This window comes from Priestia sp. 10L35 (genome assembly GCF_056395685.1).
Genome location: NZ_JBFTKA010000001.1, coordinates 666,458 through 692,591, shown reverse-complemented (window position 1 = coordinate 692,591; position 26,134 = coordinate 666,458). Strand labels below are relative to the sequence as shown.

26 protein-coding genes are annotated in these 26,134 nt (G+C 38.9%); all 26 read right to left on the bottom strand.

From position 1 onward, the window contains the following. Nucleotides 1–11: 11 nt before the first annotated feature. Nucleotides 12–1,604 (bottom strand): flagellar basal-body MS-ring/collar protein FliF, encoded by a 1,593-nt coding sequence (fliF, locus tag AC1DEF_RS03560; RefSeq protein WP_230183168.1) that lies wholly within the window; start codon nucleotides 1,602–1,604, stop codon nucleotides 12–14. A 49-nt stretch (nucleotides 1,605–1,653) separates the two neighbouring features. Further along, complete coding sequence (fliE, locus tag AC1DEF_RS03555) at nucleotides 1,654–1,944, bottom strand: flagellar hook-basal body complex protein FliE (RefSeq protein WP_014458432.1); 291 nt, start codon at nucleotides 1,942–1,944, stop codon at nucleotides 1,654–1,656. A 12-nt stretch (nucleotides 1,945–1,956) separates the two neighbouring features. Next, the gene (gene flgC, locus AC1DEF_RS03550; protein WP_013084799.1) at nucleotides 1,957–2,406 is read right to left on the bottom strand and encodes a flagellar basal body rod protein FlgC; all 450 of its coding nucleotides are present in this window, start codon (nucleotides 2,404–2,406) and stop codon (nucleotides 1,957–1,959) included. Between the two features lie 2 nt (nucleotides 2,407–2,408). Then, nucleotides 2,409–2,798 (bottom strand): flagellar basal body rod protein FlgB, encoded by a 390-nt coding sequence (gene flgB, locus AC1DEF_RS03545; protein WP_043976473.1) that lies wholly within the window; start codon nucleotides 2,796–2,798, stop codon nucleotides 2,409–2,411. A gap of 441 nt (nucleotides 2,799–3,239) precedes the next feature. After that, a complete protein-coding gene (gene codY / locus AC1DEF_RS03540; protein ID WP_097824511.1) occupies nucleotides 3,240–4,019 on the bottom strand; it encodes a GTP-sensing pleiotropic transcriptional regulator CodY in 780 nt (259 codons plus the stop codon). A gap of 28 nt (nucleotides 4,020–4,047) precedes the next feature. After that, entirely contained in the window at nucleotides 4,048–5,448 is a 1,401-nt protein-coding gene (hslU, locus tag AC1DEF_RS03535; RefSeq protein WP_013084801.1) for an HslU--HslV peptidase ATPase subunit, read from the bottom strand. 16 nt (nucleotides 5,449–5,464) lie between these two features. Continuing rightward, complete coding sequence (gene hslV / locus AC1DEF_RS03530) at nucleotides 5,465–6,007, bottom strand: ATP-dependent protease subunit HslV (protein ID WP_013058884.1); 543 nt, start codon at nucleotides 6,005–6,007, stop codon at nucleotides 5,465–5,467. 14 nt (nucleotides 6,008–6,021) lie between these two features. Beyond that, nucleotides 6,022–6,924, bottom strand: a complete 903-nt coding sequence (xerC, locus tag AC1DEF_RS03525) for a tyrosine recombinase XerC (RefSeq protein ID WP_014458427.1) — start codon at nucleotides 6,922–6,924, stop codon at nucleotides 6,022–6,024. 65 nt (nucleotides 6,925–6,989) lie between these two features. Next, nucleotides 6,990–8,294 carry an FADH(2)-oxidizing methylenetetrahydrofolate--tRNA-(uracil(54)-C(5))-methyltransferase TrmFO gene (gene trmFO / locus AC1DEF_RS03520; RefSeq protein ID WP_028410805.1) on the bottom strand — a complete coding sequence of 435 codons (1,305 nt, stop codon included), beginning with the start codon at nucleotides 8,292–8,294 and terminating at the stop codon, nucleotides 6,990–6,992. Between the two features lie 206 nt (nucleotides 8,295–8,500). After that, on the bottom strand, nucleotides 8,501–10,576 hold the full coding sequence (gene topA, locus AC1DEF_RS03515) for a type I DNA topoisomerase (protein WP_028410804.1): 2,076 nt from the start codon (nucleotides 10,574–10,576) through the stop codon (nucleotides 8,501–8,503). A 154-nt stretch (nucleotides 10,577–10,730) separates the two neighbouring features. Next, a complete protein-coding gene (gene dprA, locus AC1DEF_RS03510) occupies nucleotides 10,731–11,612 on the bottom strand; it encodes a DNA-processing protein DprA (RefSeq protein WP_043976470.1) in 882 nt (293 codons plus the stop codon). 63 nt (nucleotides 11,613–11,675) lie between these two features. Further along, nucleotides 11,676–12,578 carry a succinate--CoA ligase subunit alpha gene (gene sucD, locus AC1DEF_RS03505; protein WP_013058889.1) on the bottom strand — a complete coding sequence of 301 codons (903 nt, stop codon included), beginning with the start codon at nucleotides 12,576–12,578 and terminating at the stop codon, nucleotides 11,676–11,678. Between the two features lie 18 nt (nucleotides 12,579–12,596). Next, complete coding sequence (gene sucC, locus AC1DEF_RS03500; RefSeq protein ID WP_013058890.1) at nucleotides 12,597–13,757, bottom strand: ADP-forming succinate--CoA ligase subunit beta; 1,161 nt, start codon at nucleotides 13,755–13,757, stop codon at nucleotides 12,597–12,599. A gap of 369 nt (nucleotides 13,758–14,126) precedes the next feature. After that, entirely contained in the window at nucleotides 14,127–14,894 is a 768-nt protein-coding gene (locus tag AC1DEF_RS03495; RefSeq protein ID WP_043976467.1) for a ribonuclease HII, read from the bottom strand. A 107-nt stretch (nucleotides 14,895–15,001) separates the two neighbouring features. Beyond that, a complete protein-coding gene (gene ylqF, locus AC1DEF_RS03490; protein WP_028410801.1) occupies nucleotides 15,002–15,868 on the bottom strand; it encodes a ribosome biogenesis GTPase YlqF in 867 nt (288 codons plus the stop codon). 21 nt (nucleotides 15,869–15,889) lie between these two features. After that, complete coding sequence (lepB, locus tag AC1DEF_RS03485; protein ID WP_013058893.1) at nucleotides 15,890–16,441, bottom strand: signal peptidase I; 552 nt, start codon at nucleotides 16,439–16,441, stop codon at nucleotides 15,890–15,892. 180 nt (nucleotides 16,442–16,621) lie between these two features. After that, complete coding sequence (gene rplS, locus AC1DEF_RS03480) at nucleotides 16,622–16,966, bottom strand: 50S ribosomal protein L19 (RefSeq protein WP_013084808.1); 345 nt, start codon at nucleotides 16,964–16,966, stop codon at nucleotides 16,622–16,624. Nucleotides 16,967–17,127: 161 nt separating this feature from the next. After that, nucleotides 17,128–17,868, bottom strand: coding sequence for a tRNA (guanosine(37)-N1)-methyltransferase TrmD (trmD, locus tag AC1DEF_RS03475; protein ID WP_097824512.1), 741 nt, complete (start codon nucleotides 17,866–17,868; stop codon nucleotides 17,128–17,130). After that, nucleotides 17,868–18,380, bottom strand: coding sequence for a ribosome maturation factor RimM (gene rimM / locus AC1DEF_RS03470; RefSeq protein ID WP_013058896.1), 513 nt, complete (start codon nucleotides 18,378–18,380; stop codon nucleotides 17,868–17,870). Before rimM ends, trmD begins: the two co-directional genes overlap by 1 nt. Nucleotides 18,381–18,392: 12 nt before the next feature. Beyond that, the gene (locus tag AC1DEF_RS03465; protein WP_097824513.1) at nucleotides 18,393–18,776 is read right to left on the bottom strand and encodes a YlqD family protein; all 384 of its coding nucleotides are present in this window, start codon (nucleotides 18,774–18,776) and stop codon (nucleotides 18,393–18,395) included. 151 nt (nucleotides 18,777–18,927) lie between these two features. Continuing rightward, nucleotides 18,928–19,158, bottom strand: a complete 231-nt coding sequence (locus AC1DEF_RS03460) for a KH domain-containing protein (RefSeq protein WP_013058898.1) — start codon at nucleotides 19,156–19,158, stop codon at nucleotides 18,928–18,930. Between the two features lie 11 nt (nucleotides 19,159–19,169). Next, nucleotides 19,170–19,442, bottom strand: coding sequence for a 30S ribosomal protein S16 (gene rpsP, locus AC1DEF_RS03455; RefSeq protein WP_013058899.1), 273 nt, complete (start codon nucleotides 19,440–19,442; stop codon nucleotides 19,170–19,172). 136 nt (nucleotides 19,443–19,578) lie between these two features. After that, the gene (gene ffh / locus AC1DEF_RS03450; RefSeq protein ID WP_097824514.1) at nucleotides 19,579–20,922 is read right to left on the bottom strand and encodes a signal recognition particle protein; all 1,344 of its coding nucleotides are present in this window, start codon (nucleotides 20,920–20,922) and stop codon (nucleotides 19,579–19,581) included. A 12-nt stretch (nucleotides 20,923–20,934) separates the two neighbouring features. Then, nucleotides 20,935–21,267, bottom strand: a complete 333-nt coding sequence (locus tag AC1DEF_RS03445) for a putative DNA-binding protein (protein ID WP_025750337.1) — start codon at nucleotides 21,265–21,267, stop codon at nucleotides 20,935–20,937. A gap of 279 nt (nucleotides 21,268–21,546) precedes the next feature. Next, the gene (gene ftsY / locus AC1DEF_RS03440) at nucleotides 21,547–22,545 is read right to left on the bottom strand and encodes a signal recognition particle-docking protein FtsY (RefSeq protein ID WP_097824515.1); all 999 of its coding nucleotides are present in this window, start codon (nucleotides 22,543–22,545) and stop codon (nucleotides 21,547–21,549) included. A gap of 25 nt (nucleotides 22,546–22,570) precedes the next feature. After that, nucleotides 22,571–26,131, bottom strand: coding sequence for a chromosome segregation protein SMC (gene smc / locus AC1DEF_RS03435; RefSeq protein WP_097824516.1), 3,561 nt, complete (start codon nucleotides 26,129–26,131; stop codon nucleotides 22,571–22,573). Nucleotides 26,132–26,134 lie beyond the last annotated feature (3 nt).

Genomic DNA, 26,134 nt, shown 5'->3' with positions numbered 1-26,134 from the left:
TAGCTTTCCTCCTAATCCTCACTAATCCATGTTCGCAGCAGTTTTGCAAACTCTTCCGGGTCTTGCTTCGCTAACGTTTCAAGATTGCTTTTTGTTTGCTGTTCAGCACTTAAAACAGGAGCTTTTTGTGCCGCTTCATATGCTTCAAAAGTTTCCTCGTACCCTTCATCATATTCCTCTTCATCAAAGTCTTGACGTCTTTTCCTAACCAACAGCACAATAAGAACAACAATAATAAGCAGCAGTGCTCCTCCGGTTATATACATCCACAATGGAATCGAACTTGCTGTGTTGTCAGCTGTTTCTTGTCCATTAAACGGCTGAACGGAAACGGTAATCTTATCGCTGACCGCGTTATCTGAGAGGGCTTTCGTATTTGCATCTTTTGAAATAGAAGTACGGACAATTGTACCTAACATTTTTTGAACGTCTGACTCAAGCGTATCGGAAACTTGTGATTTCCCTTTTGCATTGGACGGATCTATCATTACTTGAATGCCAAGATCTTGAATTTTGTATGGACTTTCGACGATTTCTTTATGAATTCTATTCACTTCATAATTAATTCGTTCTTCGTTTTTTTCGTAGTCTCCGTCTCCACTTGTTGTACTAGATGAGTAATTTGTTGTATCTTCTTCTCCTGTTCCAGCAACGCCTCCATCTTGAGCGTTTTTACCAGAAAATGTTTCATTAATTTTTTCAGCGCTAACGGCAATTCCTTGCATATTATCTTTATCAACAGGCTCTACTAGCTTTTCTTCGCGATTTTCCTGTGTAAAATCAAGATCTGCTGTAACAGAGACCATTACTTTGTCTTGACCGACCAGTCTTCCTAGCATTTGCTGTACTTGACGCTGAATATCTCGCTCAACTTCTTTTTTCGCTTCGTTCTGCGAAGCAAATGAGCTAGAAGCTGAATTCGTTTCGTTACCTTTTAAATCAAAGTACTCAAAATATTGGTTCATGATGACGATATTATCTGTAGGAAGGTTTGGCACACTTTTGGATACTAAATGATAAAGAGATTTAATTTGCTGATCATCAAATTTATAACCAGCCTTTGTATTAAGCACAATCGATGCTGATGCTTCTCCCTGCTTTTCATTCGCCCAGACGCTTTCATTGGGAAGGGTAATCATCACTTTTGCATCATTGACTCCTTGAATGTTTTTCATTAAGTTAGCCAATTCAGTTTGCATCGCATCGAGTTTTAACACATTAAATTCATTATCTGTCATACCAAAGCTCGCATTTTTCCCAAAAAACGAATAGTCGATACTTCCGCTATCAGGAATTCCTTGTGCAGCTAAATCAACTTTTAGCGAGTCAACGCTTTGTTCAGGCACCGAAATGGTTGTTCCGTTATCAGAGATTTCTGAAGGAACGCTTCTAGCATCAAGCTCTGCTTTGATTTGTCCTGTTTCTTGAGCCGATAGATTGCTATAAAGAGGGACAAATTTATCCTTGTTTAAAAAAACAGATGCTAAACTAATGACTAGAACAGCCGCAAGAGGAGCAGCGATAAGGGCTATTTTTTGTCCTTTTTTGCGGTTATTCCAAAAGACTTTCATCTTATCTCGATAAAGAGCTATTCTTTCATTCATGGTATTCCTCCGGTTATTACTATTTTCATTTTCTTTAATAACCGCTCAATTACATTTGCATTCTCATCATTTCCTGATAGGCTTCAACAGCTTTATTGCGTATTTCAAGAGCCGTTTGCATCGTAATACTTGCTTTTTGAGCAGTAATCATTACATCTTGGAGTTCGACGTTTTCTCCTTTAGCAAGCTTTTCAGTCGCTATATCCGAAGCGCGTTGAGTATTGTTTAACTCATTGATTGAGTCTTTTAAAAACGTTGAAAACTGTTGAGTTGTTTGTCCAGTGCTAGTAGAAGCTGCTGTTTTTGCTATGGCTATTTGATTGCTGATACCATTAATCATTTTATCGCTCCTTTATTTCCCAATTTCTAATGCCTTGGTTAATATACTTTTGTTTGTATTAAAGACTGTCACGTTTGCTTCATAAGATCGAGTAGCACTAATTAAATCCGTCATTTCCTTTAAAGGATCTACGTTCGGCATCTGCACGTACCCTTGGTCATTCGCATCTGGATGCGTCGGGTTATATACTAAATTAAAAGGAGTATTATCTTCTACGATATCTGTGACTTTTACACCATTGTTTTGATTTTTATTGATTTCGGAGTGTAAGACGGACGAAAAAGAAGGCGAACGATCAGACTGCATGACAACCATTTTTCTTTTGTAAGGCTGCCACTCACCATTAACGTACGTCCCTCTTGTCGTTTCAGCATTCGCCATATTAGATGAAACAACGTCCATCCTTAAACGATTGGCAGTTAAAGCTGAAGATGTAATATTCATATTTTGAAAAATAGTCAAACTTATTTACCTCCTCTAATGACTGTTTGAAGAGAATTAAATTTTCCATTTAAACGATCTACTAGCGCCTCATAGTAAATTTGATTTTCAGCCATATCCGCCATCTCTTTATCCATATCCACATTGTTTCCATTTGCTTGATAGGAAGTGTTTCCTTGCTGGGTAATCACTCGCTGGGATGAACCAGAAAATGGGATATGTTTTGAATCAGTCTGATATGCTTCTAACTCGTTATGTAATAAATCTCGGAATTCACTCGTACGCGATACGGTTTTCGATTTATAATTTGGAGTATCAACATTTGCGATATTTTGTGCAATCGTCTGCTGCTTTTGTGACGCGTAGCTAATTCCATTTTCAATTGTTTGAAAAGTAGTTGAAAACAAACTCACTTCTTACACCTGCTTATCTATTCTATTTTTCTCAAAATGAGACAAATTTCGACTTTAGTACCATAGAACTTATTGTAAGAAAAACTTCATACAATGTCTATCCTTTTTTAAGAACTTTTGGACTATAAACCAAAATTTTCATTCGTTTTCCAAGCATATTTTAACATCAATGCTATACTTTAGCTCTATTTTTTTAATTTAAAATCAAAATATATACCATAAGTCCTGAACAATATGTAATAAAAGTAACGATTTGTAATCAACTAGTATCTTTTTACTATTTAAAGATTCTATAATATAATTTTTAGATTTTTATATGAACTTTGTTAAAGATTTATAAAAATAGTGAACGAATCGTCTTAACCCACAGCGAATCTTTTTGTACTGAGAGCATACAAAAAAGCACACGGGCTTTGCCCGTGTGCTTTTTTGTTCATAAACTTAGTTAGATTTTAATTTTTCAAGCTCTACTAAGAATTTGTTGTTAAGAACTTTAATGTAAGTTCCTTTCATTCCTAAAGAACGTGATTCGATAACGCCAGCACTTTCTAATTTACGTAGCGCATTTACGATTACTGAACGTGTAATTCCAACGCGGTCAGCAATTTTACTTGCTACTAATAGTCCTTCAGTTCCATTTAACTCTTCAAAGATGTGCTCAATAGCTTCTAACTCACTGTATGATAATGAGCTAATTGCCATTTGTACAACAGCTTTGCTACGTGCTTCTTCTTCAATCTCTTCTGCTTTTTCACGAAGAATTTCCATACCTACTACCGTTGCACCGTATTCAGCAAGGATTAAATCATCGTCTTCGAACTGACGGTCTAAACGAGATAATACAAGCGTACCTAGACGCTCTCCGCCTCCGATAATTGGAACGATTGTTGTTAGTCCTGCATCAAATAAGTCTTTATTTTCAACTGGGAAAGCTGTATATTGACTTTCAATGTTTAAGTTAGAAGATGTTTCTTGAATGTTAAATAAGCTTTGAGTATATTCTTCTGGGAACTGGCGTGCTTCTAACATATCTTTCATGCGCGCATTCTCAATTTGCTGTTTAACAGCGATTCCTAATAATTTACCGCGACGGCTTACTACGAATACGTTTGATTCGATCACTTCGCAAAGTGTTTCAGCCATTTCTTTAAAGTTTACTGGTTTACCAGCTGCTTTTTGTAGCATTGCATTAATCTTTCTAGTTTTCCCTAATAAATCCATTAGTACTCTTCCTCCTGCGATTTCAGTTCTATAAAATAAATTGACTCAAATCTTTGTTTTTAGCGATTTTTTCTAATTTTTCTTCCACGTACTGCGGAGTAATCACAATTTTCTCTAATGTTACTTCTGGTGCTTCAAACGATAAATCCTCTAGCAAACGTTCTAAAATCGTATGAAGCCTTCTTGCACCAATATTGTCTGTATCTTGATTTACCTGATATGCAATTTCTGCAATCTTACGTATAGCATCGTCAGAAAATTCAATTTGTATACCTTCAGTTTCCAATAATGCCGCATATTGCTTTAATAACGCATTATCTGGCTCTACTAAAATGTTTATAAAATCTTCAACGGTTAGCTTCGTTAATTCAACGCGAATTGGGAATCGACCTTGCAATTCTGGAATTAAATCCGACGGTTTTGATACATGGAAAGCACCGGCTGCTACAAATAAAACATGATCAGTTTTGACTGCGCCATATTTTGTAACAATTGTTGACCCTTCTACAATTGGTAAAATATCTCGCTGTACGCCTTCACGTGAAACATCAGCGGAAGATGAATTACCACTTTTCTGAGCAATTTTATCAATTTCGTCAATGAAAATAATTCCGTATTGTTCTGCACGATTCACAGCTTCTTGCGTCACTTCATCCATATCAATCAATTTTTGCGCTTCTTCATTTGTTAATACTTTTCGTGCATCTTTAACAGTAAGTTTGCGCTTTTTTTGTTTTTTAGGCATAAAATTGCTTAAGGCATCCTGCATGTTCATGCCCATTTGTTCCATACCCGAACCTTGTAACATATCAAACATAGAAGGCTGTTGCTCTTCTACTTCAATTGTGACATAATGATTTTCAAGCTCTCCTAAAGCAAGCTGATGAGCAATCTGCTTGCGCTTCGTTGCAATATTCGTTTCCTCATCTTGATCAGGATCCGCATCGCTTGACTGTGTACCGTTTGAAAAAATCATTTCAAACGGATTTTTAAACGATTGCTGCTTCTTTTTACTTGGAACAAGAAGCTCTACTATCCGCTTGTTTGCATTTTCTTCTGCGCGATCACGCACGCCGTTCATTTTTTCTTCTTTCACAAGTCGAACTGACGTTTCCACTAAATCACGAACCATTGATTCTACATCGCGTCCTACATATCCAACTTCCGTAAATTTTGTTGCCTCAACCTTAATAAAAGGTGCACCGACAAGCTTAGCTAAGCGGCGTGCAATCTCGGTTTTACCCACACCTGTAGGACCAATCATTAAAATGTTTTTCGGCACAACTTCATCACGTAAAGATTCGTCTAACAGACCGCGTCGATAGCGATTTCGCAGCGCAACAGCGACCGCTTTCTTTGCCTTCGTTTGACCAATAATATACTGATCGAGCTTTTCTACAATTTGTCGAGGTGTTAAATGAGAATTCATAAAAAAATCCCCTTTCCTACAGTTCTTCTACAATAATATGATCATTTGTATAAACACATATCTCACTTGCTACATCTAAAGCTGCTTTTGCAATTTCTTTAGCTGTTAAATGTTCGCCTGCATGTTGTTTTAATGCACGTCCCGCTGATAAAGCATAATTTCCGCCTGATCCAATTGCTAAAATGCCGTCGTCCGGTTCAATAACTTCACCCGTTCCTGATACTAACAGTAAGTTATCTTTGTTCATAACAATAAGCATTGCTTCTAACTTTCGCAATACTTTGTCACTTCTCCATTGTTTAGCAAGCTCAACGGCTGCACGCTGAAGATTTCCGTTATACTCTTCAAGCTTCGTTTCAAATAATTCAAAAAGAGTGAATGCATCAGCTACTGAACCTGCAAAGCCGGCAAGAACTTGCCCTTGAAATAGACGTCTTACTTTTCGAGCAGTATGTTTCATCACAACAGCATTACCGAACGTTACTTGTCCGTCCCCAGACATGGCACATTGACCGTTATGCTGAACCGCAAAAATCGTAGTAGCATGGAAAGTAGACAAATTAACTCCTCCTTTTATGCGCGAGGATGGTGATTCATATAAACTGCCTTTAAACGATCCTTCGTCACATGTGTGTATATTTGAGTGGTTGATAAATGTTCATGACCTAGCATTTCTTGAACTGTACGTAAATCTGCCCCTTCATTTAACATATGAGTCGCAAAAGTATGCCGCAAAACGTGTGGACTAATATGTATATTCTCAGCGGTCTTCTTTACTAACTGATCAATGACTAAGCGTATGCCTCGGTCTGTCAACGGTGTCCCCTTATAATTTAAAAAGAGCGAATGAGTATCAGAAGGAGCCTTTTTTAAAAGAAGCTTTCTTCCATTATCTATATATACTCTAAGAGCGTCCTTGGCATAACAGCCAAATGGCACGTACCGTTGTTTTTTCCCTTTGCCATATACGAGCAAAGTTTGAAGTGAAAAATCTATATCGCTAAGCTTAATAGATGCGCATTCACTCACTCGTATTCCGGTGGCATACAGCAATTCTAATAGAGACTGATTACGCTGCCCTAACGGAGTTGTTAAGTCATTCATTTGAAATAATTTCACAATCTCCTCTTCATACAGGAAGCGAGGATTTCGCTCCTCCTTTTTAGGAAGGGTAACGAGCGCAAATGGATTATCTTCTACTAATTCTTCTCTATTTAAGTAACGATAAAACGTTCTCAAACAAGAAATTTTGCGTGACATCGATCTTTTTGAATACTGCTTTTCATATAGGCGTGTTAAAAACAGCCTTGCATCAGCATATGTAACACTTTGTAGGTTTTGTATTTGCTCTTCCTGCATAAAAGACATGAAGATACCTATGTCTTTTTCATAGCAGTCAACTGTATATTTTGAATAGTTTTTCTCAATTTGTAAATATTCTAGAAAGGAATTTAATACATCTTTAACAAATTCCAATGTTATCACCTCACAAGGGCTACTAAATATTATCACAATTAAGTAGCCCTTGCAAACAATTTTGATTATTTTGTTGTAAAATTCTGAATAGTTTCCAATGCTCGTTTAGCAAGCGTTTCATTTCGTTCTTGTTTGTTTTTGATTCGCACTTCCAATTCTTTGAATAAGCCAAAGTTGGCATTCATCGGCTGGAAATTTTTTGCGTTTGTATGTGTGATATAGTGAGCCATACTGCCAATCGCTGTTTCCTGCGGCAATACAACCAATTCTTCACCAAGTACAAGTCGAGCCGCGTTCATTCCTGCCATTAGTCCGCTCGCCGCTGATTCTACATATCCTTCTACTCCCGTCATTTGTCCAGCAAAGAATAAGTCATCACGCTCACGATATTGATACGTAGGCTTTAACAATTTAGGAGAATTAATAAACGTATTTCTATGCATAACGCCATAGCGTACTACTTCTGCATTTTCTAAACCTGGGATTAAGCTCAATACTTCTTTTTGTGCTCCCCATTTTAAATGTGTTTGGAAACCTACGATATTATATAGTGTACCTGCTGCATCATCTTGACGAAGCTGAACAACTGCATAAGGTCGCTTTCCTGTTTTCGGATCTTCTAACCCAACTGGTTTCATGGGTCCAAAGAGCATTGTTTTTTCTCCGCGTGAAGCCATTACTTCAATTGGCATACATCCTTCAAAATAAATTTCTTTCTCAAATTCTTTTAAAGGAACCGTCTCTGCATTGATTAATGCTTCATGAAAACGCTGGAATTCTTCTTTTGTCATCGGACAGTTTAAATAGGCAGCTTCCCCTTTGTCATAGCGAGATTTCAGATACACTTTATCCATATCAATGCTGTCTTTTTCAATAATAGGTGCAGCCGCATCGTAAAAATATAAATAATCTTCACTTGTTAACGCGCGCAGCTGTTCTGATAAATCTTTTGACGTTAACGGACCTGTTGCAATAACAGTTGGTCCTTGTGGAATTTCCGTAATCTCTTCGTTAACAACCGTTACGTTCGGATGGTTTTTAACGCTTTCCGTCACACGAGCGGCAAATTCGTGACGATCAACAGCCAGTGCTCCACCTGCTGGAACCGCACATTCGTCTGCTGAACGAATAATTACAGAGTCTAATAATCGCATTTCTTCTTTTAAAACACCCACTGCATTTGTTAATGTATTCGCACGCAGTGAATTACTACATACTAATTCAGCAAATTTGTCCGTATGATGAGCAGGTGTTTGCTTCACTGGTCTCATCTCATAAAGGCGAACTTTCAAACCGCGCTTTGCGATTTGCCAAGCTGCTTCACTTCCAGCAAGACCTGCTCCGATAACATTAATTACTTGTTCATTCATTGTAAATCCTCCAACTTCATTTCTATCTTTTCTATCATTTTCCTTATTCATTCACTTGTCTGTTCCTTTTTTAACGGGACAAAGAAAATGCGACATTACTCAATGTCGCTAATAACGTTTCCATTTTAGCACATGAAGCAATGTCGCCGCATCTTATATAACTGCTATTTTTAAATTTAAAGTGTGGGAATTCATCCCATTCTCTTTTACTGCTGAGCTTCCTCTTTATAATCACAACTTGTACAGACGACTTGAGTTCCTTTTTTCTGTTTCTTCTCCACAAGCAGGTTTTCACATTTCGGACATTTTCTTGCAATCGGCTTATCCCAAGATACGAAGTCACAGCCCGGGAATCGATCACAGCCATAAAATGTACGCTTTTTCTTCGATTTTCGCTCAACTATATTTCCTTCTTCACATTTCGGGCACTTTACGCCAATCTCTTTTACAATTGGCTTTGTGTTGCGGCAGTCAGGGAAATTAGAGCATGCCATAAATTTTCCGTAGCGTCCCATTTTGTATACCATAGGTGAACCGCATTCTCCGCAATCTTCTCCGGCAGGTTCATCTTTAATCTCCACTTCGCGCATTTCTTTTTCAGCATGTTCTAAGCGTTTTTCAAAATCACTGTAAAATTCGTCAATAACACGCACCCATTGAACATTACCATCTTCCACTTCATCCAAATCGTTTTCCATTTTAGCTGTAAACTCTACATCTAAAATTTCCGGGAAAAACTCCAATACAAGCTCTAGTACAATTTCTCCAAGTTCTGTTGGAACAAAACGCTTGTTATCGAGCGCTACGTACCCGCGCTTTTGAATCGTGTCAAGTGTTGGAGCATATGTAGACGGTCGGCCAATGCCTAGCTCTTCTAATGTCTTGACTAAACGAGCTTCAGTATATCTTGGCGGCGGCTGTGTGAAGTGCTGCTTTTCATCGATGTCTTTAGAATAAGCTACTTCTCCTTCTTCTAAGTCTGGAAGAAGATTTTCTTTTTCCTCCACTTGATCATCATTGCCTTCAACATACACTTTCATAAAGCCTGGAAATTTAACTTTGGAGCCGTTTGCTCTAAATGTTACGTCTCCATTTTTCAAATCTACAGCCATTGTATCCATAATTGCAGGTGCCATTTGACTAGCAACGAAGCGCTCCCATACTAGCTTATACAGTCGATACTGATCACGCGATAAGAACTCTTTTACCTCTCCTGGTTTACGAAGAGCTGAAGTTGGACGAATCGCTTCGTGGGCATCTTGCGCGTTCGAATTTTTCTTTTCTTTACGCTTTTCCGTTGCCACAAACTGATTTCCGTATGCGTTCGTAATGTAATCTCTAGCTTCCGTTTGAGCTGTTTCTGAAATACGAGTAGAATCGGTACGCATATACGTGATAAGACCTACTGTACCTTCTTTTCCTAAATCAATTCCTTCATATAATTGCTGCGCAATCATCATTGTTTTTTTCGCTCGAAAGTTCAGTTTCCGCGCTGCCTCTTGCTGTAATGAAGACGTGGTAAAAGAAGGAGCCGCATTACGCTTTCGCTCACGTTTTGTTACTTTAGAAATTGAAAATTCATTTCCATCTAATTGTTTAACAATGTTGGTTACATCATTTTCATTCGATAGCTCTACTTTTTTTCCTTGATATTCGATCAACTGGCCTTCAAATTGGTCGTTCCCTTTTTGAAAAGTTGCTTTTACCGTCCAGTATTCTTCTGGGATAAACTTTGCAATTTCTTTTTCACGATCAATAATTAACCGCACTGCAATTGATTGAACCCTTCCGGCACTTAATCCTTTTTTCACTTTTTTCCACAGCAATGGACTGATGTTGTAGCCAACCAGCCTGTCAAGAATACGGCGTGCTTGTTGAGCATCTACTAAATCCATATTAATTGCTCGTGGATGTTTAAAAGATTCTTTAATCGCTTCTTTTGTAATCTCATTAAATACTACGCGGCAGTCCGATGCAATGTCTACATCCAAACTGTGCGCCAAGTGCCATGCAATCGCTTCTCCTTCACGGTCTGGATCGGCTGCTAGGTAAATCTTCTTTGCTTTTTTAGCCGCTGTTTTTAGTTCTTTTAAAACCGGGCCTTTCCCGCGAATTGTAATATATTTCGGATTGTAATCCTGTTCAATATCAATTCCCATTTGACTTTTAGGTAAATCGCGAACATGTCCCATCGATGCTTTTACTTTATATTTCTTTCCTAAATAACGTTCAATTGTTTTAGCCTTTGCAGGCGATTCTACAATTACTAGGTAGTCAGACATCTATTTGTTCCTCCTCAAGAGGTAGAATAAAATCTTCATTATTATTAAATATTTGGTTCTTGTTTGTCAAATGTCCAAAAGATAAGTCATACGATTTTACTACGTATCTCACTAGTATTTCATACCATGCAAGAATATGACTACTTTGAAACATTCATCTTATATACATCATTTCATCTGTAATATCAGCAGCGCTTTGCACAAGTTTTGCCCCTAATTGGATTAACTTATTCGTTCCACATGATGTTTCTTCAAAAATAGAACCCGGTATGGCAAATACTTCTCTTCCTTGCTGAAGCGCCTGGTCGGCGGTAATAAAAGATCCACTTCTTTCTTTTGCTTGCACCACCAACGTGCCTCCTGTTAATCCGCTAATGATTCTGTTTCTGCGAGGGAAAAACCATTTTGTCGGCTTCATAAACGGGGCATATTCAGAAAGCAGCAAATGATGCTGCGCAATTTCTCTTGCTAAATTTTGGTTTCCTCTTGGGTAAATATTATAAAACCCTCCGCCTAATACTGCAATCGTTTTAGCTTTTTCAGCGATAGCCAGTTCATGAGCAGCCTGGTCAATCCCTAAGGCCAGTCCACTTACAACGACAAATTCTTCATGCAGCATCGGCTTAACAATATGAGTCAGAGCTGCAGTTCCATATGAAGTGGGGTTCCTTGTTCCTACAACGCTTAAGCTTGCCGTAGCGTGTAGGAGAGAAATCTTTCCTCTTGCAAATAATACCCAAGGCGGATCATAAATATGGCGCAAAAGTTCAGGATATTCATCATCTAGGATGGTGACACATTGAATATTCTCAGCGTCATATTTATCTAGAATATCTCGTATTGGAATAGTTTGCAAATCTTTTTTTATTTGATTAGCACGTTCAATCGAGAGAGTCAATAGTTTTTGAAGCTGTGATGGAGAGTACTCGTAGAGATTTTGTAATGAAGAATTCTGTTGAAGTAGCGTAAAAATTTGTTTCCAATTAACAGATGGACAATGTGCTAAATGAATTAATTTTTCCCGTAAATCAGACATTCTACAATCTCCTTTTTAAATGGACAAAATAGCCCCCAGTCAAAGGAGGCTATATGTCTTCTATTAATGAGTCTTACACTGCTCGTAAATGCCTTGTTCTTTTAACACTTTAATAAGTGTTTCTCCCATAACAGATGGTGTTTCAGCTACTTGGATACCGCACTCATTCATTGTTTTAATTTTTTCAGATGCTGTCCCTTTACCACCTGAAATAATAGCACCAGCATGGCCCATACGTTTTCCTGGAGGTGCTGTTTGACCGCCAATGAAGCCGACCACAGGTTTTGTCATGTTTGCTTTTACCCATTCTGCCGCTTCTTCTTCTGCCGTACCGCCGATTTCACCAATCATAATTACTGCATACGTATCTTCATCTTCATTAAACGCTTTTAATACATCGATAAAGTTCGTGCCGTTCACTGGGTCACCACCGATACCAACAGCTGTTGATTGGCCAATGCCAGCTTCAGAAAGTTGATGAACAGCTTCATATGTTAATGTACCAGAACGTGAAACTACACCTACATGACCTTTTTTGTGAATGTACCCTGGCATAATTCCAATTTTACATTCTTCCGGTGTAATAACACCTGGGCAGTTAGGTCCCACAAGGCGCGTACGTTTTCCTTCCATATAACGCTTTACTTTTACCATATCTAATACTGGAATACCTTCCGTAATACAAATAACTAAATCTAAATCTGCGTCAACTGCTTCAATAATGGAGTCAGCTGCGAATGCTGGCGGAACATATACAACAGAAGCCGTTGCGCCTGTTTTTTCTTTTGCCTCGGCAACCGTATTAAATACCGGAACACCTTCTACTTCTAAGCCGCCTTTACCTGGTGTTACGCCACCAACAATTTTCGTTCCATATTCTAACATTTGCTGTGTATGAAAAAGGCCAACTCCGCCTGTAATTCCTTGTACAATTACTTTTGTATCTTGATTAATAAATACGCTCATTCCTATCCCCCAGCCTTTCTATTTCACTAGTGAAACGATTTTTTGTGCGCCGTCTGCCATAGATTCAGCAGCTGTGATATTTAAGCCTGATTTTTGTAAAATTTCTTTTCCAAGTTCAACGTTTGTTCCTTCTAAGCGAACAACTAATGGAAGGCTTAATCCAACTTGTTTCGTTGCTTCAACAACACCTGTTGCAATAACATCACATTTCATAATCCCGCCGAAAATATTAACGAAAATACCTTTTACATTTTGGTCAGATAAAATAATTTTGAATGCTTCTGTTACTTTTTCAGCAGTTGCGCCGCCCCCAACATCCAGGAAGTTAGCAGGGTCGCCTCCGTAATGTTTAATAATATCCATCGTTGCCATTGCTAAACCTGCACCGTTTACCATACAACCGATATTACCATCTAGTGAAATGTAGCTTAAGTCGTATTTAGATGCTTCAATTTCTTTAGCATCTTCCTCTTCAAGGTCACGATATTCAAGAATATCTTTTTGACGATACAGCGCATTTGAATCAAAGTTTAACTTCGCATCCAATGCCATAACGTCTCCGTCACCTGTTACAACTAGAGGATTAATCTCTGCAATTGAGCAGTCTTTTTCAACAAATACTGTATATAAACCTGTCATGAACTTAACTGCTTTTCCAACTAGTTCTTTTGGAATATTAATATTAAATGCAAGTCTGCGAGCTTGGAATGCTTGTAAACCAATCGCAGGATCCACATATTCTTTAAAGATTTTTTCAGGCGTTTTTTCCGCCACTTCTTCAATTTCAGTTCCACCTTCTTCAGAACCCATCAATACAACTTGAGACGTTGCACGATCAAGAACTAAACCGATGTAGTATTCTTTCTTAATATCGCATCCCTCTTCAACTAACAAGCGCTTAACTTCTTTTCCTTCAGGGCCTGTTTGGTGTGTTACGAGGGTCTTTCCTAAAATATCTTGTGCATATGTACGAACTTCATCTAAGTTTTTTGCTACTTTGACACCGCCCGCTTTACCGCGTCCACCAGCATGGATTTGTGCTTTCACCACTGATACTTGTGAACCTAATTCCTTTGCTGCTTCAACTGCTTCTTCAACAGTAAAAGCTACTCGACCGTTTGGTACTGCAACCCCATATTTTCTGAGTAGTTCTTTTCCTTGATACTCATGGATATTCATTTCCCATCCTCCTAACATAATCAACCACAAAACTATACTGCACAAAATAGACTGCGCTTTCATTGTATAAAAATAATTGTCTAATTGTCTACTATTCTAGTGAAAAATATTGAAATAATAAGAAAATTGATATTTTTATGGAGATAGTACTTAACCATACCTTATGAGGTCAATGAGACTCTGCGGACGTTAAACGTACGGTTGATCATGTAAATCAACCTTCACAACTGAAGCGAACTGAGAGGAAAATAATTTACGAACTTCACCCTCTGCAATATCTCCACTTAAATAAGCTATATCCTTTTTGAGCCTAAAATCCCGCATGTGAAACATGCGCTAAAAAGCAGAGATATGCTTGGGTATCATGTTCTAGTTTACTTGGTTTTTTATTGGTGCAAAAGATCGGCGGTGTTCTGGCAAAATTCCATATTGTTCGATTGCTTCTAAATGTTGTTTTGTTCCATATCCCATATGTTTTTCGAATCCGTATGCAGGATAGCGTTCACCAAGTTCTTTCATCATTCGATCTCGCGTCACTTTTGCAATAACAGAACTTGCAGCAATGGAAATGCTTGTAGCATCGCCTTTGATGATTGACTGCTGCGAAATAGGCACCGGCAGCTTCATCGCATCAATAAGCAGTTCATCAGGCTGAACAGCTAGAAGTTCAATTGCTTCAGTCATTGCCTTTTTTGTTGCTTCATAAATATTAATAGAATCAATGACCTCTGCGTCTATAATACCTATACCGATAGCGACAGCGCTTTTACAAATTTCTTCATAAAACGCTTCTCGCTTTGCTTCTGATAACTTCTTTGAATCCGTCAAACCAGGGAGAAAAAAATCCGGCGGCAAAATAACAGCAGCAGCTACTACCGGTCCTGCTAACGGTCCTCTTCCTACTTCATCTACTCCGGCAATATAGGTTGCTCCTTGATTGTATAATTCGTTTTCATATGCCATCATTTCATCAAACTGTTTCTTCAAGCGCTCAGCGGCTTCAAATTGCCTTTGTTTTTGAATAATAACCTGCTGCACACCTTTACGCTCATCTTGCGCATATGCCTTAAATAAAGCATCTTCCGGGCTTCTCACTTGCTTTAGTTCTTCTTTTATTTCCTTAATACTCTTTTTCATTAGCTCCACCTTCTTTATATCAACATTTTCATGCGGCACTTTTACATAAAAAACGCCTCATGCTAAAAAGGCAGAGGCGTTTTTTGTTTCAGTTCGCAATGTATTGCTTACAGCTGCTGTTCAGCTTCACTTGGATCATCAAATGTAAAGGTGCCAATTTTATCCGTTCGAATTTCTCGAAGAACAAGCTCAGCCGTTTTATCGTAATCCACCATGCCGCCACCCATTAAACAGCCGCGGCGCGACCCAATTGCATCAAAAAGCTCTACAATGTCTTCAGGGATTTCATTTAAATCATAACGCTGCTTTAATTGTTCTGGGTAATGGCTAGTTAAGAAGCGCAGCGCATAAACAGCAACATCTTGCATGTTTAAAATGGTATCTTTAATAGCACCCGTTGTCGCAAGCTTATATCCAACTGTTTCATCTTCAAACTTAGGCCACAAAATACCTGGCGTATCAAGTAGCTCCAGCTCATTTCCTACCTTAATCCACTGCTGTGCTTGCGTCACACCTGGACGATCTCCGGTCTTGGCGATTTTTTTACTGGCAAGGCGATTAATCAGCGTGGATTTACCAACGTTAGGAATCCCTACAATCATCGCTCGAATAGCGCGGGGTTTTTTGACTCCTTTTGCGCGCATACGGTCAAACTTCTCTTGAAGAAGTTCTTTGGAAGACGAAACAATTTGTTTCATTCCTTTACCTGCTTGTGCGTCAATAGCTAAGGCATAAATACCTTGTGCTTTGTAATAATCTAGCCACTGCTGAGTAACGCGCGGATCAGCTTTGTCCACTTTATTCAGCAATACGATTCTCGGCTTGTTCACAATAATCTCATCAATCATTGGATTTCGCGATGATTGCGGAATGCGTGCATCAACCAGTTCGTATACAATATCAATCAATTTTAGCTTTTCAGTTACTTGTCTTCTGGCCTTGGCCATGTGGCCAGGAAACCATTGAATTGTCATATTTTACTCACCTTTTATATTTTACTTTGCAAAACGTGCTTCTTTAATCGGCCAGTATACGGCGCTCGTTTTACCAAGCACCTTGTCCATGCTCACAAAGCCAATCTGACGGCTGTCTTTACTGTAGCGTCGATTGTCTCCCATTACGAACAAATAGCCTTCTGGCACGGTCTTTTTACCCGTTACGTCTTCTAGCTTAAAGTCTTCGGTTAAATTACCGTCAATCACTTCTTTTTTATACTGATCTAAATAGGGTTCTTTATAAGCTTTTCCATTTACATATAGCGTATCATTTCGATACTCAATATGATCACCCGGCAGTCCGATAATACGTTTTATGTAATCTTTTTCCGCTGTAGCATGAAAAACAATAATATCAAAGCGATCAGGATCACCAATCTTATAGGAGAACTTATTTACAATCATTCGATTTTGGTCATGCAGCGTAGGCATCATAGAAAGTCCATCTACTACAATCGGTGCAAACAAGAAATAGCGAATTACAACAGCTAACAGTACGGCAATGGCGATTGCTTTTATCCATTCCCACAGTTCATTTTTCTTTCGAGCCATCTTCAGTCCTCCAACTCTTATGTCATACCTTTATTTTAAACGATAATGTTTGAAACGCCTAATAAATAAATAGAATAAAAAAATGATGACTTGTACGTCTATTTTTTACTGTCAGAGAACGAATCGTTCTAAAAAAACATTTGAAAAAAGGAGCTTGTATAAACAAGCTCCCCTTTACTATTATCGAATTTCTTTAATACGCGCAGCTTTACCACGTAATTCACGTAGGTAATAAAGTTTCGCACGGCGTACTTTACCGCGGCGCATTACTTCGATTTTTGCAATTTTTGGCGTATGAAGTGGGAATGTACGCTCTACACCTACACCGTAAGAAATCTTACGTACTGTAAATGTTTCGCTGATACCACCGCCACGACGCTTAATAACAACACCTTCAAATACCTGAACACGTTCACGAGTACCCTCAACGATATTTACGTGTACACGTACAGTATCACCAGGACGGAACGTAGGAAGATCTGTTTTTAATTGTTCTTTTGTAATCTCTTCGATTAATTTTTGCATCGCGTGTTTCAACTCCTTCCAACAGACGCTCATACCAATGCTTTTCAATCATTGCAGCGGAACATCGTTATAGGTGACCAGACATCTGCCCAAGCCACAAAATCTATCTTAGCACACTCTTATACCGTATGCAACAGAGTTTATGCATAAATTTTATGGATTTATGAAAGCTGATTTTCTTCTTTTAATTGAGCTACTAGTTTCTTTTGCTCTTCTGTTAGCTCTATCTTTTCAAGCATATCCGGTCTTCGAAGCAGCGTGCGCTTTAAAGACTCTTTTTGGCGCCACTGTTCAATTTTTTTATGATTTCCTGACATAAGTACTTCAGGAACCGTTAAGCCTCTAAAATCAGCGGGACGCGTATAGTGGGGGTGCTCTAGTAAACCGGTACTGTGTGAGTCCTGTACAGCTGAATGATTATTGCCAAGCACATCGGGAAGCAGGCGAACAACGCTATCGATCACAACCATTGCACCAAGCTCTCCTCCAGTTAATACATAGTCACCAATTGAAATTTCATCAGTTACCAGCTGCTCACGAATTCGTTCATCATATCCTTCGTAATGACCGCAAATAAAAATTAAATGCTCTTCTGCTGCCAGCTCTTCTGCTTTTGCCTGTGTATAGCGTTCGCCCTGCGGACAAAGCAAAACTACCCGGGGCTTCTTGGCTGTTTCAGTCAACTTTTCTACAGCGTCAAAAATAGGCTGAGGCGTCAATACCATTCCAGCACCTCCGCCGTAAGGATAATCGTCCACATTTTGATGTTTGTTCGTAGAATATTCTCGGAAATTAACTACATTCAGTTCAACCGCATTTTTTTCCTGTGCTTTTTTCAAAATTGATTCACCAAAAACACCGTCAAACATAGAAGGAAATAGCGACAGTACATCAATTTTCATTAGTCCAATAACCCTTCCATTACTGTAATAACAATCTCTTTTTCATCTATATCAATAGATTGTACAACGTCGTCGATGTAAGGAATAAGAACTTCTTTTCCGCCTTTTTTAACAACCCACACATCATTAGCTCCCGGCGTTAAAATTTCTTTGACCGTTCCTACCTCTACTCCGTCTTCTGTTTTTACTGTACAGCCAATAATTTCGTGGAAATAGAATTCACCGTCTTCTAAATCCGTTAGCTGCTCCTCAGGGATTTTTACTTCGCAGTTTTTATACTGCTCAACATCATTTACGTTTTGATAGCCTTCGAATGTAAGCAGATCAAAATTTTTATGCCTGCGGTGGCTTGCTACTGTTACTTCTACCGGCTCGCTTTGCTTTTCTTTGAAGATATAAAGTTTATTTCCTTTTTCATAACGCTCATCAGCAAAATCCGTAGTTGATACAATACGAACTTCTCCTTTTACACCATGGGTATTCACAATTTTTCCAACCTTAAACCATTTCATACTTCTTCACCTCTATCTAATCTCAACAACTTTGCTATCTTTTATAATAATTGTTTTACTTTCTTTTATCTTTTCCCAATCATCGCCGATTTCTACCTCTACCAAGGCATCCAGTTCCGTTTCAACGAGTTCGCTCCCTAAAGGAAGCTTTTCTAATTGCGTCAGCTGAAAGTTCAACACTTCAATTTTTTCAAGGCGAGCGGATTTTTCTTTTTCAAACTGACTATGTAATAAAGAAGAACCTTTATTGGCTTTTTCCATGTGCTTTAACTGAAATTTCAGCTGTTCCATTTCTTTTTCAAGCGCCTGCTTGCGATTTATAAAACGATTTTCAAGATCTTGTTTGCTTGCTTCAGTTAACACTTGTTTCACAACCACTTTTTGAATAATGTTCAAAACGTTCCCTCCGCTCTCAAGATAGTGACCTTGTGCTTTTTACATGCATATTGAAATAGCTGCTTCTTGCTCGCAAAAGACTTACTGTGATCAAAACGTTCATCTTATCATAACATAAAAAAAGGGCGAGGTTATCCCTCTCCCTTTTTGATTACTCTTGAATTTTCACATACACTTTTTTACCTTGCTGTGATGCTGCTGCATTCACAACAGTTCGAATCGCTTTTGCAACGCGGCCTTGTTTGCCGATTACTTTGCCGACATCTTCTTGGTGAACAGTAAGGATGTACGTCACTTGACGTTCATCTTCTTGTTCCTCCACTTTAACATCAGCTGGGTAATCAACAAGCGGCTTTACAATTGTTTCGATTAGTGATGTCATCTCGAGTGAAATTATTTTCCTAATTTAGCATTATGGAATTTTTCCATGATGCCTTCGTTAGAGAAAAGGTTACGAACTGTATCAGATGGTTTAGCACCATTTTGTAACCATTTAAGAGCTAGCTCTTCATCGATTTTAACTTCAGCTGGTTGAACTACAGGATTGTAAGTTCCAACTACTTCGATGTAACGTCCATCACGTGGTGAACGAGAGTCTGCTGCTACGATACGATAGAAAGGAGATTTTTTAGCTCCCATACGTTTTAAACGAATTTTTACTGCCATTTTATAAAGCACCTCCGAATATGTTTCAACAAGATAATATAATATCAAATAGGTAAAATGTTTGTAAAGGTTTTTTTCTTAACACTAGAAAAATATTTTATTTTCTATGGTTTTTCAGTCCAAATCAAGCGTTTTATCATGAAAAGAATGGAAGTTTCATACCCTTTTTCTTGCCTTTTGACATATTTGTCATTTGTTTCATCATTTTTTTCATGTCTTCAAATTGTTTAAGCAAACGGTTGACTTCTTGTACAGAACGTCCGCTTCCTTTTGCAATACGCTTTCTTCGACTTGCATTAATGATTTCAGGGTTTGTTTTTTCCGCTTTCGTCATAGAACGAATAATTGCTTCTACATGATTAATTTGCTTTTCATCCACCTGCAGGTTTTTGAGCCCCTTTACTTTATTGGCGCCCGGAAGCATACCAATCAGCTCATCAAGCGGTCCCATTTGACGCACCTGAGCAAGTTGATCTAAAAAGTCATCAAATGTAAATGACTGCGTGCGCAGCTTAGCTTCAAGCTCTTTTGCTTTTTCAGCATCTACATTTGCCTGAGCCTTTTCGATAAGCGTCAGCACATCACCCATACCTAAGATACGGGAAGCCATACGCTCTGGATGGAATGCTTCAATAGCATCCATTTTTTCTCCAAGACCGACAAACTTAATTGGTGTATCGGTTACTGCACGAATAGAAAGCGCTGCACCACCGCGCGTATCGCCGTCTAGTTTCGTTAATACAACTCCAGTTAATCCTAATTGCTTATTAAAGCTATCCGCAACGTTTACTGCATCTTGACCCGTCATCGCATCGACAACAAGGAAAATTTCGTCTGGGTTAGAAAGCTCTTTAATCTGTTCTAACTCCTCCATTAAATTTTCATCAACATGCAAACGTCCCGCTGTATCAATTAATACATAATCGTGATGCTCTTCTTTCGCATGAGCAATAGCTTGTTTCGCAATCTCCACAGGACTTACTTGATCACCTAATGAAAAAACAGACATGCTAAGCTGTTTTCCTAGTGTTTCAAGCTGTTTAATAGCTGCCGGACGATAAATATCTGCTGCTACAAGCAATGGATTACGGTTATATTTTTTACGTAATAAATTGGCAAGTTTACCGGTTGTTGTTGTTTTACCTGCACCTTGAAGTCCAACCATCATAATTACAGTTGGAGCTTTTGGAGCTACTGCAATCTTGCTTTGCTCTCCGCCCATAAGTCCAGTTAATTCTTCTTGTACAACCTTAATAACTTGTTGTCCAGGCGTTAAGCTCTTAAGAACGTCTTGACCTACAGCACGTTCGCTTACGCGCTTAACAAAGTCTTTTACTACTTTAAAGTTTACATCGGCTTCTAAAAGGGCAAGTCTAACTTCACGCATCATTTCTTTAACATCAGCTTCGTTAACTTTTCCTTTTCCTTTTAACTTTTGCAGTGTGCTTTGCAAACGGTCGGCTAATCCTTCAAATGCCATATACGCCGCCCCCTAATCTAATTTCTCGAGCGAATCAAGAAGAGAAGAAAGCTTACTGTTCTTGTGTAAGTCGGCTGCAAGTTCGTCTTTCAGTTGTTGAACAATTGATTGACGCTCTTGAAACCGTTGAAATAACAATAGCTTTTCCTCATATTGTTCAAGCATTTGCTCTGTACGTTTTATATTATCATAAACTGCTTGACGACTCACATCAAATTCTTCCGCTATTTCACCGAGGGAATAATCATCCAAGTAATAAAGTGACATATAACTTCTTTGTTTGGGCGTCAACAGCGCCTGATAGAAGTCAAATAAGTAATTCATTCTTGTTGTTTTTTCGAGCATATGCACGCTCTTTTCAACCATCTGACCGCCCCCTTGTTAAGTGAAAAGCCTTTACATGTTATTAGTTTAACTAGGCGAGGTTTGAATGTCAAGTTTTTTCCTTAACACCTCACATTTTCCCACTTAAAAGAGATGGAGATGGAGATATAACTAAATTACTTCAATTTAAAGAAGAATAAATATGAAACCTGCATCCACCCTGCTAATAAAAAAATCCGAACGATTAATCGTTCGGATCTCCCTTCAACTAAGATACTTATATCCCAGCCTCTTTTTAGATTACGCCTCTTTTTCTGTTTCTTCTTCTACAGCATTGGCAAATAACCCATAGATATATTGCTCCGTGTCAAACGGCTGAAGGTCGTCCACTTTTTCTCCAAGTCCAACGAATTTAACAGGAAGCTTCAGTTCGTTTCGAATGGCAAGAACAATTCCGCCTTTAGCCGTACCATCTAGTTTTGTTAACACAATTCCCGTCACGTTCGTTGCTTCTGAGAATGTTTTAGCCTGACTTAAAGCATTTTGACCCGTCGTCGCATCAAGTACAAGCAGTACCTCATGAGGAGCACCAGGAATTTCTCGCTCAATAACACGCTTTACTTTCTCTAATTCTTTCATTAAATTTACTTTATTTTGAAGGCGCCCTGCTGTATCACATAATAAAACATCTGCTTTTCGAGCCTTAGCTGACTGAACAGCGTCATACATGACAGCGGCCGGGTCAGAGCCTGCAGATTGCTTAATAACATCCACACCAACGCGTTCTCCCCATACTTCTAACTGCTCAATCGCACCGGCACGGAACGTATCTCCTGCTGCCATTACGACTTTTTTGCCTTCTTGTTTGAATTTATGCGCAATTTTTCCAATTGTTGTTGTTTTCCCAACGCCGTTTACCCCTACAAACAAAATCACCGTTAAATCATTTTGCTGCATATTCAGTTCACCAATCTGCTCTTCACCAGATTCATAAATATCAATTAATTTCTCAGAGATGACAGCCTGTACATCTTGAGGATCCTTAATATTACAGCGTTTCACTTCCGATTTTAAGTCATCAATTAAATCCAACACGGTAGCCACACCGACATCAGCACTAATTAAAATTTCTTCTAATTCCTCAAAAAACTCTTCGTCTACTTGACGATAGCGAGACACTAGATCATTCACGCGTTCTGAAAAAGAATTGCGCGTTTTTGATAGTCCATCTTTAAATTTTTGGGTAACAGAATCGGTTTGCATTGTAATTTTTTCTTTTAGTTTCTTAAAAAAGCTCATTCGTACCACCCTTTCATTCTATGAGTTAAACATATTGCTTTGATTCTTCTAAACGAACAGAGACTAATTTCGATACGCCAGATTCTTGCATTGTCACACCGTACAGTACATCAGCTTCTTCCATTGTACCTTTTCGGTGAGTAATAACAATGAACTGTGTTTGATTACTAAATTTGCGTAAATACGTAGCGAAGCGATGAACGTTTGCTTCATCAAGCGCTGCTTCCACCTCATCTAGCACACAAAAAGGCACCGGACGTACTTTCAAAATAGAAAACAGGAGAGCAATGGCTGTTAACGAACGCTCGCCGCCTGACAGCAACCCTAGATTCTGCAGTTTTTTCCCAGGAGGCTGGGCAACAATTTCCACACCTGTATTTAATAAATCTTTCGGATCTGTTAATTTTAAATCCGCTTTTCCTCCTCCGAATAGGGAAGAGAACACTGTACCAAATTCATTGCGGATACGAGAGAACGTATCAGAAAAACGTTTCTTCATTTCCTCGTCCATTTCTTCAATCACTTGATACAGCGTATTTTTCGCTTCGTCAAGGTCCGCTCGCTGCGTATTTAAAAATTCATAGCGCTCTGAAACGCGTTCGTATTGTTCAATAGAACCTAGGTTTACGGTTCCTAATTCATCAATTGCCAATTTAATGAGCTTGATTTTTTTCCTCGCTTCTTGAATATCTAATGTTAAAGGATATTTTTCTTTTGCTGCTTCAAAGCTAATTTCGTACTCTTCTGTCAGCTGCTGCAGACGGCTGTCTAGCTCTACGTCAATTCGATTGATTTTGACTTCTTCATCTTTTAAAGCATCCGCAATTTGTTTGTACTGACGCTGCAGCTCTTTTACAATCCTCTCTTCGTCTTCAAGTTTATTCTGGGCTTTCAACCGCTCTGATCTGGAGTCATCCATTAATTTTAACGTTTCTGTCTTTTCTTTTATTCGCTCATGCGCTGCTTCTTCGAGCTGAAGTTCACCCGAGTCGTTGCTCGTGATTTCACTCGTTAAAAGAGAAAGATCATCTGTAGTTTCAGATAAACGCTGAATGGTTTGATCAAGCTCAAAACACACTCTTTCATATTTTTCTTGCTGATTTGCGAGGAACTGTTCTTTTTTCGCAAGAAGGACTTTTACTTCTGTAAGCTCATGTTGAACCGTTTCTTTAGACGTTTGCTGTGTATGCTTGCGTGCAGCTAACTCTTCAATGTTTTTCTCTAATACATTTGCCTGCTGCTGATTTCCTTGCAAACTTGTATGGAGCTCATCAATTCGAGCAGACAAGCTCGTCTGATCTTGTCTAAAGCTAGCAATATCATGATCGTACATGGTTAAGCGGTCATTCACTGCTTTTTCTTCGATGTCAATTTGCTTTACTTCTCGGTCAGATTCCTGCTCTTTGTCTTTCAAGCGTTCCACAAATGCCTGCTGTTTATTAATTTCCTGCTGAAGCTCCTCAATCTGTGACTTTTTATCTTTCACATCTTGCTCGAGCACAAGCGTCTTTTGTTCCATCTCTTCTATTTTTGCCGTAATGGCTTCCACTTCACGCTGACGGCCTAACAAAGAGTTAGACTTTTGCTTCATTGAACCGCCTGTCATCGAACCACCGGGGTTGACGACATCTCCTTTAACGGTCACAAAACGATAGCGGTGCTGCACAAGACGGGCAAGTTCATTTGCACCTTTTAAATCATTTACTACAATAACGGTTCCAAGCAAATTTTTAATAACTCGGTCGTAGGTAGCTTCGTACTTAACAAGAGATGAAGCGATTCCTACATACGCTTCATGGCTCTCTAGCATAGAAATAGTTTGAGCGGGAACATAACGGTCTTTTACAGACGTCAGTGGTAAAAACGTAGCTCTCCCGTAACCATTTTGTTTCAAAAAGCCAATTGCCTGACGTGCACTTTGTTCGTCTTGAACGACAATATGCTGAGCTGCTCCTCCAAGGGCAATTTCAAGCGCTGTTTCATACTCTTTTGGCACATTAATTAGCTCAGCAATCGCGCCTTTGATACCTGCAAGCTTCTCATCACGCGCTTTTAATACTTCTTTTACACCGTGAAAATAACCTTCATAGTCTTCTTGCATCTCTTCCAGCATTTCTTTTCGTGATTTTGTCTGCTGTACGTACTGATAAGCTTGATAAAGAGTAGACTCTTGTTTGCGATAGGCTTGCCTTAATGACTCAAGCTTCTCTCCTTGCTGCTTATACACTTGTACAGCCTCCTGAAGCTCTTGACGAAACTGAGCAAGCCTTTTGATCGCCGCTTCTTTTCGCTGCGTTAATTCACGGCGCTGTTCTACGTATTGCTCGTTGGATTTTGTTAAACGCTGCTCTTTTTCAAACGTTTGCATTTTTTGCTGCTCTAAAAATGAAATTTCATTTCGGGCGGATGTTTGAGCGTTCGCTAATTCAAAATACTCGCTTTTCATCTGTTCAAGTTTTTCTTCTAGATTCTCGCTGTACTGCCTGAACAGCTGTTCCTGCTCAGTAAGCTTCAGACGTATCTCTTGTACTTCTTTTTGAGATTGCTTAAGATCTTTTCCTTCGCTGTCTTTTGCTTTACTTAGCTCTTGATGCTTATGAGTATACTCTTTTACTAAACGTTCCAGCTGCTCTTTATTTTGAAAGGCATTTTTCTTACGCTCTTTTAATACTTCTTTTTTGCCTTCTAGCTTTTCTACTTCTTCACTTACATATAGTAGTTTTTTATGTAAAGAGTCTAGTTGTTCATCTATTTGCTGAATGTGCAAACGAAGGGTCTGGATTTCTCCTTCACGCGTGCGAATATTCGTCGCGAGAGATTCTTCAAGCTGCTCGTGCTGAGCCATTTCAGCTTTTAATTTTTCCCATTTCTGATGAAGATCTTCAACTTCAAATACCGTAACAGCCACATCAATGTGCTCTAATTCTTCTTTTTTCTGCAAATAATCTTTTGCAATAGACGATTGAATCTGTAAAGGCTCTAACTGGCCTTCAATTTCATGAAGAATATCTACCACTCGATTTAAATTTTCTTGCGTTTCGAGAAGTCGGAGCTCCGCTTTTCGTTTACGCGTTTTGTATTTTAATACACCTGCAGCTTCTTCAAAAATTTTACGGCGCTCGTCAGATTTACTGCTTAGTACTTCTTCTACTTTTCCTTGACTGATAATCGAAAAAGCTTCTCTTCCAAGTCCTGAATCCATAAATAAATCGACAATATCTTTCAAGCGGCACGGCTGGTTGTTAATAAAAAATTCACTGTCTCCTGAGCGGTACACGCGCCTTGTAATACTAACTTCATGGTAGTCAAGCGGGAGAAACTGGTCATCATTTTCCAACGTCAGCGTTACGTCAGCCACGTTTACCGCACGGCGTGATTCGCTTCCCGCAAAAATAATGTCCTCCATTTTCCCTCCACGAAGCGATTTGGCTGACTGTTCTCCAAGCACCCAGCGTATGGCATCCGTAATGTTGCTTTTTCCGCTTCCATTCGGTCCTACTACCGCCGTTACACCTGGCACAAAATCTATCGATACTTTTTCTGCAAACGATTTGAACCCTGCAATATCTAATCGTTTGAGGAACATAAA